General features: G+C 33.9%; 15 protein-coding genes. 1 reads left to right on the top strand and 14 read right to left on the bottom strand.

Annotated elements, in window-relative coordinates:
• The 13 genes from ACY2V1_RS09140 to ACY2V1_RS09200 form a co-directional block, all read right to left on the bottom strand.
• Positions 1-695, bottom strand: a 695-nt coding sequence (locus ACY2V1_RS09140; RefSeq protein WP_461834490.1) for a histone deacetylase family protein, incomplete at its 3' end; no start/stop codon positions are given.
• 8 nt (positions 696-703) lie between these two features.
• Positions 704-1,258, bottom strand: coding sequence for a 2-oxoacid:acceptor oxidoreductase family protein (locus tag ACY2V1_RS09145; RefSeq protein ID WP_461834491.1), 555 nt, complete (start codon positions 1,256-1,258; stop codon positions 704-706).
• 17 nt (positions 1,259-1,275) lie between these two features.
• Positions 1,276-1,713 (bottom strand): SoxR reducing system RseC family protein, encoded by a 438-nt coding sequence (locus tag ACY2V1_RS09150; RefSeq protein WP_461834492.1) that lies wholly within the window; start codon positions 1,711-1,713, stop codon positions 1,276-1,278.
• Complete coding sequence (gene rnfB / locus ACY2V1_RS09155) at positions 1,703-2,542, bottom strand: RnfABCDGE type electron transport complex subunit B (protein WP_461834493.1); 840 nt, start codon at positions 2,540-2,542, stop codon at positions 1,703-1,705. The genes ACY2V1_RS09150 and rnfB overlap by 11 nt, the downstream gene beginning before the upstream one ends.
• Before the next feature lie 19 nt (positions 2,543-2,561).
• The gene (rsxA, locus tag ACY2V1_RS09160; protein ID WP_461834494.1) at positions 2,562-3,140 is read right to left on the bottom strand and encodes an electron transport complex subunit RsxA; all 579 of its coding nucleotides are present in this window, start codon (positions 3,138-3,140) and stop codon (positions 2,562-2,564) included.
• Positions 3,141-3,198: 58 nt separating this feature from the next.
• Complete coding sequence (gene rsxE / locus ACY2V1_RS09165) at positions 3,199-3,807, bottom strand: electron transport complex subunit RsxE (protein ID WP_461834495.1); 609 nt, start codon at positions 3,805-3,807, stop codon at positions 3,199-3,201.
• Positions 3,808-3,842: 35 nt separating this feature from the next.
• Complete coding sequence (locus ACY2V1_RS09170; protein ID WP_461834496.1) at positions 3,843-4,436, bottom strand: RnfABCDGE type electron transport complex subunit G; 594 nt, start codon at positions 4,434-4,436, stop codon at positions 3,843-3,845.
• Positions 4,437-4,442: 6 nt separating this feature from the next.
• Positions 4,443-5,384, bottom strand: coding sequence for an RnfABCDGE type electron transport complex subunit D (locus ACY2V1_RS09175; protein ID WP_461834497.1), 942 nt, complete (start codon positions 5,382-5,384; stop codon positions 4,443-4,445).
• Between the two features lie 14 nt (positions 5,385-5,398).
• Complete coding sequence (locus tag ACY2V1_RS09180) at positions 5,399-6,682, bottom strand: 4Fe-4S dicluster domain-containing protein (RefSeq protein ID WP_461834498.1); 1,284 nt, start codon at positions 6,680-6,682, stop codon at positions 5,399-5,401.
• A 152-nt stretch (positions 6,683-6,834) separates the two neighbouring features.
• Positions 6,835-8,136, bottom strand: a complete 1,302-nt coding sequence (locus ACY2V1_RS09185) for a TRAP transporter large permease (RefSeq protein WP_461834499.1) — start codon at positions 8,134-8,136, stop codon at positions 6,835-6,837.
• The gene (locus ACY2V1_RS09190) at positions 8,133-8,636 is read right to left on the bottom strand and encodes a TRAP transporter small permease (RefSeq protein WP_461834500.1); all 504 of its coding nucleotides are present in this window, start codon (positions 8,634-8,636) and stop codon (positions 8,133-8,135) included. The genes ACY2V1_RS09185 and ACY2V1_RS09190 overlap by 4 nt, the downstream gene beginning before the upstream one ends.
• Before the next feature lies 1 nt (position 8,637).
• Positions 8,638-9,714 (bottom strand): TRAP transporter substrate-binding protein, encoded by a 1,077-nt coding sequence (locus ACY2V1_RS09195; protein WP_461834501.1) that lies wholly within the window; start codon positions 9,712-9,714, stop codon positions 8,638-8,640.
• Between the two features lie 49 nt (positions 9,715-9,763).
• A complete protein-coding gene (locus ACY2V1_RS09200; RefSeq protein ID WP_461834502.1) occupies positions 9,764-10,357 on the bottom strand; it encodes a TetR/AcrR family transcriptional regulator in 594 nt (197 codons plus the stop codon).
• Between the two features lie 196 nt (positions 10,358-10,553).
• Between ACY2V1_RS09200 and ACY2V1_RS09205 the strand changes: the two genes are divergently transcribed.
• Entirely contained in the window at positions 10,554-11,192 is a 639-nt protein-coding gene (locus ACY2V1_RS09205; RefSeq protein ID WP_461834503.1) for a lysophospholipid acyltransferase family protein, read from the top strand.
• Here the strand turns inward: ACY2V1_RS09205 and ACY2V1_RS09210 are convergent.
• Entirely contained in the window at positions 11,178-13,169 is a 1,992-nt protein-coding gene (locus ACY2V1_RS09210; RefSeq protein ID WP_461834504.1) for a tetratricopeptide repeat protein, read from the bottom strand. The genes ACY2V1_RS09205 and ACY2V1_RS09210 overlap by 15 nt on opposite strands.
• Between the last annotated feature and the right edge of the window lie 101 nt (positions 13,170-13,270).

Consider the following 13,270-nt stretch of genomic DNA (forward strand, 5'->3'; position numbering starts at 1 on the left):
TCCTTATGATTGTAACCACCTTCTAATAGGGAAAAAATCCTGCCTTTGGTCTTTTGTTTGGCAAAATTTCCAAGTAATTGCCCTAAGTGTTTATAATCATCTAAACTCAAGAGCCCACCCCAGTCATTTATATACCTATCAAAACCAGCTGAAACCCCCAATATGTCAAAGTCTCTGCAGGACTCTAAAAATCTTTCAAGGCGTGAGATAGAATCCATATGGTGATAGACAACTTTAGGATCTTCATTAAAGATCCCATTTGTTCCGTCTCCAAAATGGAGATCAAAATCTACAATTAGCGCATTTTTTATCTTCTCAAGTGCAATGAGCCTTTTAATTGCAACTGCCATATTATTAAACCAACAAAAGCCCCAGCAAGAATCCCTACTTGCATGGTGACCAGGAGGTCTGATAAGTCCAAAACAAGGATCACCCCTTAAGGCTATTTCACTTGCTTCTATGGCTCCACCTGCAGCAAGTAGGGCCAGGGTAAATAGGTGAGAAGACTTAGATGCAATTCTATCAAAATGATCCTCAGTATGTACAAGTAAAATATCCTGTTCCTGGGCAATTGTAGGCTCAACAAACTCATATTTTGCTTTAAGAATCTCAACTGATGTATCCAATCTCCCCCGTGCAGCAGCAGGATCAGATGCATATACTTCTAAGTACTTAGGATGAAATATTATTTTCATAAAATTTTCTATAGTGAAAATTTTCTTTTATTTTCAGTTAATTTCATTCCAATTTCAAAGGCCTTAAAATTTAAGTCTAAATAATGTTCAGGGAAATTGTCCTTTAAAGCTTCTTTTATTGACCTAGGTGATATGATATTTGTGAGTCCTATTAAGGCACCAAGGGTACATATGTTAAGTCCCAAATTGGTATTCAACTCCTTTCTCAGGGTCTCATAAAGGGGTAAAGAATAAGTAATGGCATCAGCACTCATCTCTTGTTTAACCAAAAAATCGTCAACAATCAATATCCCACCAGGTCTTATGGTATTAAAAAATTTATTATACGCCCTTTGGGTCAAACATATCAAAATATTGGGCTGAGTTACCTTGGGGAAATATATCTCTTCTTTGGATATAATTACATCAGAGCGGCTAAGACCTCCCCTTGCTTCTGCACCATAACTTTGTGATTGTACTGCATTTAGACCTTCATATATCACAGCAGCCTTTGCAAGCAATATTGCAGCAGTAATTATCCCCTGGCCCCCAGAGCCTGCAAAAAGTAGCCTGTATCTTTTCATATTTTCACCTCATACTTTTAAATCTTTCTCGTTATTATAGGATAGAGAGAGGGCTTTTGTCTAACTAAAGTTTTGTTGTAAATATAGATACCAGCAAAAGAAATGAGCAAAAACACAATACCTAAAATAGATGAAGACAAGTCTTTGTTTTTAAAGGGATCAATGAAATTTCCAATAACTACGCCAAGAAAGAACAATATCAAAGGAATGATATAGAGCACTAAGATGGCCTTAGTCCTTTTTTCTGTAGAAAACTGGACCTCTACCTTATCACCAATTTTTGCATTTATATAATTTTTTGCCTTAATCACCATGAAATTACTTCCAAAGGGATCACATAATCCCCTATGAGCGCACCCCATACATTGGGAGCGCCTATCCACTTTGACTTTGGCCTCCTTTTCTCCCAATAATTCAACCACTTCTCCTTGCTCAATCATTAAACTAAGCGGCATGGGCCTTTTCTTCTATTTTTTCTTCTTTGCTTACCTTAATTAGAGCAACCATGGCCTTAGTTGGACACTTGTTTACACACTCAAGACAACCTGTACATTTTTCATTGTCTACAACAGGCAAAGAATTGATCATGGTAATGGCCTTTTCTGGACATTTTTTGGCACAAAGGCCACAACCAATACAACCTACCTTGCAAACACTTTTAACAGCCTTACCTGAATCTTGAGATGAACAGAGAACTGCAACCTTTTGTGATGCTGGGAAAAGCTTGGGGATATTTCTCGGACAAGCATTTACGCAAGAACCACATCCAGTGCATAAATCTTCGTTTACTACTGGGATTCCATTTTCACCCATTGAGAGTCCACCAAAAGGGCAGGCTTCCACACATGAGCCAAGCCCTATACAACCAAATTCACACGCCTTATTCCCTCCTGTAGAAATTATAGCTGCATAACAGTCTTTGGCGCCGACATATTCAAAAATCCTCTTTGCATTATTATTATCACCCCTACACAGAATCCTAACAATTTTCCTTTCTTCCAAAGATGCTGATACCCCTAAGATAGAACAGATTGCTTCTACCACATTGGCACCACCAGCCACACACTTGTTAGGTTTTTCATTCTTGGTCACTATTGCTTCAGCATAGTCACTACAACCTGCATATCCGCAACCACCACAATTTGCGCCAGGAAGGATGTCTGCAATTTCCTCAATCCTTGGGTCCACTTCTACATAAAATACCTTTGCAGCTATACCCAAAAATAGACTCAAACAAAGACCCAAGGCACCCATTATCAAAACAGCAGTAATAATTGGAGACATATTTTTTTCTCCTTATATTTTATTGTCCAAGTCCCACAAAACCATAAAAGCAAAGTCCCATCAGTCCTGCAGTGATAAGGGCAATGGGAAAACCTTGAAATAGAGTAGGGATCCTGCCTAAGGCAAACCTTTCCCTTATGCCTGCAAGAATAATTAGGGCAAGGTCAAAACCAATAGCAGTGGCAATGGAATATACGAATGTTTCCATAAATGTATGTTTTTGTTGAATATTTAAAACGGCAACACCAAATATCATACAATTTGTCGTAATTAAAGGCAAATAGATTCCAAGGGACCTGTAAAGTGCAGGAGCAACTTTTTGTAGTATAATTTCTACCAATTGCACCAGGGATGCAATGACTAAAATAAAGGCTACTGTTCGAAGATATTCTAACTCCAAGGGGACTAAAATAAAGTTATATACCATCCAAGTAATACAACTGGACAGGACATTTACAAACAAAGCAGCTGCAGACATACCAATTGCACTGTCCAAACTTGTTGAAACTCCAACAAAAGGACAGTTTCCTAAGAATCTTACCAGCAAGATATTGTTTGCAAATATTGCCGTGACCATCATTAGAATATAGTCACTCATGATATTTACTCCTCAAAAGTTAACAAGTTATATGCGAAATAAAATTACCCATATTTAATTAAGCATTTTTGTCTTCGATTTTTAAAGAAATAAAGTTCATAAACGCAAGAATAAGTCCTAAGCAGATAAAGGCCCCTGGGGGTTTTTGTAATAATTCAAAACCCATATACGATGGTGGCATTACCCTTATACCAAACCAAGTTCCAGCACCTATAATTTCTCTAATGGATGCAAGGGTTGTTAACGAGAGGGTGAATCCAAGTCCCATTCCAAGTGCATCAGCTATGGAGTAAAGTATTGGATTTTTTCTGGCAAATGCCTCAGCCCTGCCTAATATCAAACAATTTACTACAATTAGAGGAATCCAGATACCAAGTACTCTATAAAGTGAATAAAAATAGGCCTCCATGGAAAGTTCAACTATAGTTACTGCTGAAGCAATTATAACTATAAATACAGGAACCCTGATCTTTGATGGGATAAAATTTCTGAACATTGATATTAGAAAATTACTAACAAGTAATACAAATATAACTCCACATCCAAGTCCTATGGCACTACTTACACTGCTAGTTACAGCAAGGGTTGGACACAGACCTAAAACAAACCTAAATGGGGGGACTTCTTTCCAAAGTCCTTTGGTAAATTCTTGAACTAACCTAGACATGACTTACTCCTTAAAATTAAGGAAACTAACTAAAATTACACCCCGATTTTACTTTTTATCTTTTTATAAATATCCACTGCATGTTGGACCGCCTTCATGATTCCCCTGGATGTATAACTGGCACCACTAACTACATCAATTGTGCCAGAGCCAGGAGCAAAGTTAGTGGCTATTGGTTTATTTTTAAATTGATCCTTAAATTTTTTACTTTCTATAGCTCTGGTGCCAACGCCAGGGGTCTCAGAATGGGTAGTAATTGCAATTCCACCTATAGTCTCAGAGGGCAAATTAATTGAAACCATAACACCAATATTACCTGCATATCCAGCTCCATAGGCCTCAAGGGCAACAGCAACTATTTTTCCACCTTTTTTGGCAAGAAAAATATTTTTAACAATATCTCTTCCCCGTTTGTCCTTGCCCACCACAACTTTTATCCTGTCTTTTACTGGATCATTGTCATAATCTACAACTAAAGCTTTTTTAAGTGCTGGCGCCTTTATGTTTTTTATTCGCTGATATTCAATTTGGGGCTCAGTTACTTTTTTTACAATTGATAAAGCTCCTCCCCATACTGCACAAACTACAGTAAGTACAATGACCATTCGAACGATTTCTTTGACATTCACTTTTAATTACCTCCCATATGGTTCAGGTAATATTTTATCCAAAAAAGGAGTTATTAGAGTGGTTATCAAAACTGCATAATAGGCACCAAAGGTCCAGCTGCCCCAAAGCCTTATTACTACAGTTAACACGCCACCTAAAAGACCAAATATCACCATGCCCTGGGGTGATACTGGAGTAGAAGGCATATCAGTTGCGAGAAAAAAGGCTGTTAAGGCCGTCCCACCTGCAAGCAGGTGAAAGATGGGGTCCCCAAAAGAAGTGGACCCAATGGCCCAACAAATTAGAGAAAACAAGAAAACTCCTGATAAGTAACTAATTGGGAGTCTCCAATTTATTCTCTTTCTTGCTAAAAGATAAATCCCTCCAAGAACTAGACAAAGAAATGATATCTGTCCCATAAATCCACAGCGAAGTCCCAAAAACATATCTTTGTAAGAAAAATAGTGGTGGACATACTCAATTCCTTGGGTCTTGAAGATTTCAAGTGGTGTTAAATTTGTAGCCACATCCTTAAGGGGATTTATCCATTTTCCCATAAAATCTGGAAAAGAAATTTTTAAAATTACCCATGAGATAAGTGCTCCATTAAAAGGATTGGCACCATATCCCCCATAAACCTCCTTTCCTAAAAGCACCATGAAGAATGTACCAATTATAACAATCCACCAGGGTAGGGTAGGGGGAAGTAACATTGAAAATAATAGTCCATAATAAACAGAGGTTAAATCGTGAATCATGAGTTCTCTTTTGGTAATTTTCTGAAAAAAGGCCTCCCATAACACTGCAGATAAAATTGATAAGAATACTATCTTTAACGCAGCAAATTTAAATAGATAAATAGTAAAAAAAGTTGCTGGCAAGAGCGCTATAATATGATCTATCATTATAGCTCTTAAACTATTTCCACTATGAAGGTGGGGAATAGGTGATACAACTAAATTATTCATAAGGGAATTACTCCTTATTTTATATTTAAGTTTGCCTTACCATATTTTATCCACTGAACTAATGGAATATTTACAGGACACACATAGGCACAACAACCACATTCAATACATTTTTCAATATAAAATTTTTTTGTAAAATCAAATTGCTTGGTCTTAGAATATCCAAAAATAAAAAGTGGCATTAGTCCCATTGGACATACTTCAACACATAAGCCGCACTTTATGCACACTGCATCAGAATATGTGTTTACTTGACCTTTTTTTAAAACAAATATTGATCCAATATCTTTAGTTATAGGATAATTTATATCATATATTGGTATCCCAGAGATAGTGCCATTAATAATCACCTTTGAAATTGATTTTGTATCTATATTTAATTTTTCTAAGATGTAATGTATTGGAGTACCTATTGGAACTTTAACAAGTTGAGAGTTGCTAATATCACCATCAATTACAGTTACAATTTTTTCCCTGTAAGGAACTTTATTATTTATCAATAATCCCAAATGATATATGGTTTCTAGATCCAATATAGTTGTATGAAGAGACTCTTCTATTGGTTTATCCATCTCCAACTCTTCATTTAGAATTGTCTTTACAAGGAGAGGAATTTTGTGTTGAGGATACTTTTTTTTAAGAAATACAATTTTTATTCCTAAAGGTGCTAAAGAAGAATTTAACTGATCTACAAAACCGTCAATATGTCTATAATCACTATATATTGCCAAAAATATTTTATTAGGCTTAAAAAAATTTATAACTTGTTCAAAACCTTGCTTAATTACATTTATTTGCTTTTGGAGAAAAAAGTAACTTTTACCATTGGCAATAATTTCTTCAAGTCCATTTACAATTAAGGTATCTACCTTATTTTTTTGAGCCATCTCTATTTTTTTTGCAAGGAACAAAACTCTATCCTGAATATCTACAATACCTCCCTTTATTACGTTATGTAAAAATCCCGTGTCTGTTGGAAAATCAACTGAAAATTCTATGTCATTTACTAAAATTTCAATAGCAGCGCATTTGCCTCCAAGATGGCTTTTAAAATCTTTTATGACATTCACAATTTCGCCACTCACTGGAGATATTAATGAACCATCTGGGCCAGTGGCAATTATATCGCCTGCTGCTATCTTAGCTTTCTTTTTCACTATAGAGGAGAGTTGAGGGGACATATCCTGTTTTAATGGAAGCGTTATCTTTTCAGGGAAAGGTAGATTCTTTACTTTTTCAGGATAGCTGGACAACAAATTTACACTAATTCCTCCAGAAGAAAAAGATAAGTCTCTCATATTTCTTCTCTCTTTTTTGGTTTTAGGTCTCAGGAGTATATATTAGACATGAGTAATTCTTAATTAATTTTGTTCTCTATGTTAATTGCTTAGTCAGGTTTATTTTCTTTAACAATCATTGTCAAGGGCAAAACAAAATAAAATTACATAGGTTAGTTAGCAAAACCCAAAACTTTAGGAAAAAACAGGGATAATTGGGGAAAATATGTAATAATAATTAAAACTAGCAGCTGAATTATTAAAAATGGCATTACAGATTTGGACACAAATAGGAAATCTCTTCTTGCTAGGGCGCTAGTAATAAAGAGGCTAACTCCCATTGGGGGGGTACAGTATCCAATTGCCAGATTTACTGTCATAATAAGACCAAAGTGCATGGGGTCTATGTGGAAATTATAAAGCATAGGAATAAATACTGGACCAAGGATGAGCGTGGCAGATATAATATCCATAAACATACCAACAATTAAAAAGATTATATTTATGACAAGCAAAAATATCATTGGTGATTGTATAACATCCATCACAAGGGAAGATATGCGAAAGGGTATATTTTCTAGGGTCAAAAATCTCCCAAAACATGTGGCACCTGCTACTATTATTAACAGGGTGGCAGAGGTAACAGCTGAGCTAACAGTAATTTTTTTTACGTCTTTAAGTGTGATTGATTTATGTATAAATAATTCCACAAAAAAGGCATATACTGAAGCTATCACTGCTGCTTCATTGGCTGTAAAGATACCTGAAAAAATTCCACCAAATATAATTATGGGGAGAAGCAGTGCCCAAAAGCCAGATTTAAATGCTGCTATAAGTTCATTAAAGGAGAATTTTTTTAAGTAAATACTAGATGAATTTGACTTATTACGAAATTGAAAAAATGTATAGATACAGGTAAATATCACTATCATAACCCCTGGTACAAACCCTGTTAAAAATAGTCCTTCTAAAGAGACATTACTTATCATACTATACAAAATCATGCTGATACTGGGGGGAATAATAACACCAAGGTTTGGAGATGTGGCCATGATACCCAGGGTATATTTTTCGTCATAGCCATTTTTGAGTAGAGCAGGGATCATAACCCCGCCAATGGCAACCACTGTTGCAACAGTTGAACCTGATATAGCTCCAAATAATGCACAACCAATGACCCCTGCCATTCCCAGTCCTCCAGGAAGCCATCCAACTAAGGCATTGGCTACCCTGATTAATCTATTCACTATGTCTCCAGAACTCATGGTATTTCCACAGAGTATGAAAAATAAAACCACTACCAGAGCAAAATTGTCCAGGCTTCTGAAAAGGGTTTGGGTCAAAAGTTCTATAGGAAAAGATGTAAAAAGAAGAATGCCCAAAACAGAGGTAAAATATAGGCAAATATATACTGGTATATTTGCCGCCATAAATCCAATCAAAATTAAGAATATTACTAAATCATTTATATTCATGATCTATCTTGTTCTAAATCAGGATTTAAAAATGAATAGATTACTCTAAAGGCCATAAAAAGACCGCTTATGGGTAAGATTGAATAAAGCAAAACTAAAGGGATTTGTAATACAATTGTCTTTTGATGGGATGTGTGCATCATGATAGCCATCTTAGAACCATAATACATAAGTAAAAAAGAGAATATTAAAGTTGCAATCCTGGATAGGATATTTAACATATTTCTAAGCCAAGGGAAAATATACACAGTTGCGTCAATTTTTATCTCAGCACCTTTTTTTATTGCCAGACTACACCCAATAAAGGTGGTATATATTATAACTTCCCTGACAAATTCTTCACTCCATGGTAAATTAGAATTAAAACAATACCTTAGAATTATATTAATGAACAGGGCTATCATGGCTAAAATAACTGTAAGAAAAAGAGTCCATTCCTCAATAAAAGTCACTATTTTTTCTATTGTTACAAGAAATTGGACCCTCTTTTTTACACCCATGCTAGTCAACTGAATACCCCATATAGTCTTGTACCTGTTTTAAATAATTTTCAGGACGATATTTGTCCCCTGGATAGAGTTTATTTATTTCCTGCGCATATTTTTTGTGGACCAAATCTCCCTGTTTTTTTAATATTTCCATCTCCTCATCTGACAAGGTAAAGAATTTAACCCCAGCTCTTTTGGCCTTTTTTATTTCTTCTTGTTCTTGAATTTTTGTTTGCTCTCTTATCTCTGAACAGACCTCATGAACCACTTCCTTAAATGTTTTTTGTAAATTTTGAGGAAGGGAATTGAACCACTGTTTGTTGAAAATCCAGATAAAGAGACCTTGTGCATAATTAATTTGAGTAAAATATTTTGCCACCTCGAATTTTTTCGTTATATTACAAACAATAGGAGTGTGATCCAATCCACTTATCACACCCTGTTTTAATGCAACGTGTACATCTGGCCAGGGCATTACAACAAAATTAAGTCCCCATTGTCTGTAAAGCAATTGGTTTACAGCTGCTTCTGCAATCCTAAATTTTATTTTTTTTGCCTCTTGGATGTTCCTAACAGGTTTTGTTGTGGCCCAACCATAATTCCCATATCCAGTTATATCTAACCCTATTATACCTTGATGGTCCATGGCGTTCATAAAATGTTCAAATATCCAGCCACTTTTGGTAAATTTATCTAGCTTTTCAAAAGAGTTTATTAAAAATGGAAGGTTTACTAAACCAAACCTGGGTCCTAAATTTGTGGCAGCGACAGAACTCACAGCCATTCCTTGAATAGCTCCCATTTTCAACAGATTCAAAACCTCAACTTCACCACCTAACATGGAAAATGGTTTAAAATCAAAATATATCTTCCCATTGGTCTTCTCCCACAGTCTATCTCTAATGAGGATCCCTGCATAAACTCCTTTAATTACTGGATGTGAGACATTGGATACAATACATCTATATTTTGCAGTGGATGGATTGAATTTTGGCTTCCACTTGTCTAAAGACCTGGACGAACCAAATACATTACCTACGTTGCCTATTAAAAAAATTAATAGGATAAGATAAAAAGTCTTTTTTAGCATAGTGAATACTCCTTTACTTTTTTATGTTTCTTATATTTTCATTTTGCTCTTATGTATTATTGCTTAAAAAATGTTTAGACATAATCATAATTGCATCTCTTAAATCATTTTTATCAAGAACTCCAGTACCTAAGGCCTGTTGTATAAGAAACCCTTCAAATAGGGCTGTTACAATTGCCCCTAATTTTTTTGAATTTTGTGTGTTCTTGTAAAAAGGATACAATATCTGAGCAAATAGCTCAGTTGATAATCTGTAATTGCTTTTGTTTAACTTGGTTTTTAGATCTGGATTAGAAAATGCATGGATGGTAAACTCCAAAAACACCTTTGACCAACTTTTATCGTCAATAATTGTCTCTAAAAAATCAACAATTACCTCCATCACATCTTGTATGGACTTTGCCTTTTCCAAACCTTCCTTTCTAGTCTCTCTGTACTCATTTAACCTTTTCTCCATTATTTCCAGCAAAATATCGTCTTTGCTTTTCCAATACCTGTAAAAATTTCCCTTTGCATAACCAGCCCTCTCGGTAATCTCAAAAATAGTTGTATTGCAATATCCCTTTTTACCAAACAGCTCTACTGCTGACTCAATTAATTCCTGTTTAGTCTGAAGGGATTTTTCTATTTGTTTTTTCGCCATACATGACTCCTGGTCAATAAATGACCATTGGTCACTAAAGCTAAACGAAAAAAATTTACTTGTCAATTTAACTTTTTCAAATTAACCAAAATTAAAAGACTATTGTGAGATTTTATGCGCAAGTAAATTTATAATCTTAACTAGTTATAATATAAATTTAATGAATAACATTAAATAATTATCATAACTAATTGCTATGAAAGTAGATTTTATTAAAATTACACCCTTTGTGAGTTTTTTATTAAAGTTCTGGTATAGGACGTTAAAGTATTCTCAGGAGGGTAAGGAACTCGTTGGACCTTTTAGGTGCAGGGAAAAGGGGAGGGTGGTGTTATTTGCCATATGGCATGATGAGTTATTTGCTCCACTTTATTTTCATAGAGATGAGGATGTTATAATTTTAGTTAGTGAAAGCAGGGATGGAGAATTTATAGCAAGGATATTAAAGGAATTTGGATACAAGACAATCAGGGGTTCAAGTACTAGAGGCGGGGTTAAGGCTTTGAAGCATTTTGTAAAAATGTTCAAAGAAAATCCAAGGGATATTGCTATAACCATTGATGGACCAACTGGTCCACGGCATATCCCAAAGCAAGGAGTGATATATCTTGCGTGGAAATTAAATATCCCAATTGTTCCAGTAAGGACCTTTGTATCTTTAAAAAAAGTTTTTTCCAAATCCTGGGATAAATTTCAGTTGCCCCTGCCATTTGCTAGATGTAAAATTATTTATGGAAGACCATATTATATTTCCCACAAAAAATTATCATCTAAAATACTTTTAGATGAATCCCACTTATTAAAGAAAAAAATGGATGAGTTAAAACCAAAATAAATTTTGAGAAACCTTATTTAATTTTCTATTGATTGCATTTAATCTTGAGCGCGCTGCCTCTTTTTCAGACTTTCTCCTGGCATTTTTTATTACATCTCTTAAGATTTTTTGTGCAGTATAAAGATTTCCTTTTTGTTCATAGATTAAGGCTGCCCTATATAGAGCAGTGATAGACCAGATATATTGATCTTTATATAAAAAATACACTTTTAGATATTTATTGGTAGCCAAATCTAATTTTTCCTCTATCTGGTCGCATTCTGCCATCCAAAACAATACTTCTGCCTGTATCTTTCTATTTAATTTTTCTCTTTTATTCCAAAGATAGTTTAAAACCCTTTTACTAAATTCAATGTTGTTATTTTTCTGAGCATACAGAGCCATTTTTATAAGCTCTTCTGGCGCTAAAGAATTAGGAGATATTTCAAAGATCTTCTCGTAATAAGACATAGCCTGGTGGTAGTCATTTTTCAAGTTGTAATAATCTCCTATTATTTTATAGTAATTAATTAGCAACTTCTGATCGATATTTTCATAATCGAAAAGTTCAATATATTTTTTAAACAACGTGAAATTTCCTGTTAAAACTTCATTTTTAGCAAGCTCTAAAATCGCCATTTGGCCAGAGATGGTGTTTTTGTATAACACTATGGCTTGTTTTAATATTGTATTATTAACTTGTTTTCTTGTGATAAGATTGCTTACGTACGAATATCTAAGCAAATAATCCAATGGATAGACCTTTAATGTATTATCTAATTCCTCTTTTGATATTTTAAAACTTGAATTTAAATTGAATGGATTAAATCCAAATGGCTGCAGAAATAAAACAATTTCTTTAAATTCATTCATAGATATGCCGATATTTAAAGAAGAAACTTTATCCAATAACAATAAAATAGAAATTTTTAAAGAAATAGGCAATTTTTTAAAATTTACTTTAGATACTTCTTTTTTTAATAGAGAATAATCATTATTTTTTAAAATAATAGCTATTTTTATCTGCCTTAATTTTTCCTTGATATCTTGTGGAACAAAAACACTGTGAATTTCTTTGTTTATTATATCACATAGAGAGAGCTCTACATTATTATTTTCCTCTTTTAGTTTATTTAATAGCTCAGATCCATTATCAATAATCCATTTATCTGGATCAAAATTTTTCACAAAGATTTCAAAATAAGCGCTATATTTTGGAAATCCAAACAAAAGGTTGTGGTCTTTAGGCAAGTCATTACCATAAAGTTTTTTAAGGAATAACTGTAATAATTGCCTTTGATTTGGATCTTTAAATAATTTTATAGCTAAAATAGCAGCTTTTTTATCTTTTATTGATATTGAAGCCAAAAATGAAATAATTGAATCTCTAAGATGTTCATCTGCTAATTTAAAGCTAAAATCATCAGGAGTGATCCTTAAAACACATTTGGATATTGAAGCCAGCTCCTTATCTTTAGGCCAAAGTTTTTGAGCCATGTCTATGGCTTTTAAAATTTCCCTCTTTTTTTGTAAAAATTCATTTTTATCAATTAAAAATTTCCCATTATAAAGAGTATCAAAAGACCATTTTAAAAAAACGATCTTAAAAAAGTTGTCAATGCCTGGCTCATTTAAAATTAATTTTGGGTCATTAGTTAAATTATAACCCTTTGTGTAGTGGAGTAGGGCGGTTTCAAAATCACCTTTATACCTATAGGCTCTGGCAAGGATAATCTCTCTTTTTGCAAGAAGTTTTTTTTCCTTAAAAGCTGTACGTTCTAAAATCGAGATGGCCTCATCAGGATTTCCAGAAAATATTTTGGCGTTTGCATATGAGAGTAGCAATGAGGGTTCTTTGTAAGAACCTTTGAGTTCAATATTAATAATATCATAAGCACCATAGTTTTTTAAAAAGGAAATAAATTCGTTATTTTTGGAAAATGAAAAACCTGGAGTCAAAAAAAATAAAACCAAGATAATTAGAATCTTTTTTAACATATAAATACTCCGATGTTTTTGGATAACCTTTACTAAGGTATATCTCAAAAGTAAAGATTTCTTAAGATTAATTTTTATTAAACATACTTGTGTTTAATAAT

This window comes from Desulfothermus sp. (assembly GCF_053993635.1).

Coding starts and splice junctions, on each gene's coding strand:
- ACY2V1_RS09210 (WP_461834504.1), bottom strand. CDS start 13,169: ATGTTAAAAAAGATTCTAATTATCTTGGTTTTATTTTTTTTGACTCCA.
- ACY2V1_RS09175 (WP_461834497.1), bottom strand. CDS start 5,384: ATGAATAATTTAGTTGTATCACCTATTCCCCACCTTCATAGTGGAAAT.
- ACY2V1_RS09150 (WP_461834492.1), bottom strand. CDS start 1,713: ATGCCGCTTAGTTTAATGATTGAGCAAGGAGAAGTGGTTGAATTATTG.
- rsxE (WP_461834495.1), bottom strand. CDS start 3,807: ATGTCTAGGTTAGTTCAAGAATTTACCAAAGGACTTTGGAAAGAAGTC.
- ACY2V1_RS09205 (WP_461834503.1), top strand. CDS start 10,554: ATGAAAGTAGATTTTATTAAAATTACACCCTTTGTGAGTTTTTTATTA.
- ACY2V1_RS09200 (WP_461834502.1), bottom strand. CDS start 10,357: ATGGCGAAAAAACAAATAGAAAAATCCCTTCAGACTAAACAGGAATTA.
- ACY2V1_RS09145 (WP_461834491.1), bottom strand. CDS start 1,258: ATGAAAAGATACAGGCTACTTTTTGCAGGCTCTGGGGGCCAGGGGATA.
- ACY2V1_RS09180 (WP_461834498.1), bottom strand. CDS start 6,682: ATGAGAGACTTATCTTTTTCTTCTGGAGGAATTAGTGTAAATTTGTTG.
- rnfB (WP_461834493.1), bottom strand. CDS start 2,542: ATGTCTCCAATTATTACTGCTGTTTTGATAATGGGTGCCTTGGGTCTT.
- ACY2V1_RS09190 (WP_461834500.1), bottom strand. CDS start 8,636: ATGGGTGTAAAAAAGAGGGTCCAATTTCTTGTAACAATAGAAAAAATA.
- rsxA (WP_461834494.1), bottom strand. CDS start 3,140: ATGAGTGACTATATTCTAATGATGGTCACGGCAATATTTGCAAACAAT.
- ACY2V1_RS09195 (WP_461834501.1), bottom strand. CDS start 9,714: ATGCTAAAAAAGACTTTTTATCTTATCCTATTAATTTTTTTAATAGGC.
- ACY2V1_RS09185 (WP_461834499.1), bottom strand. CDS start 8,136: ATGAATATAAATGATTTAGTAATATTCTTAATTTTGATTGGATTTATG.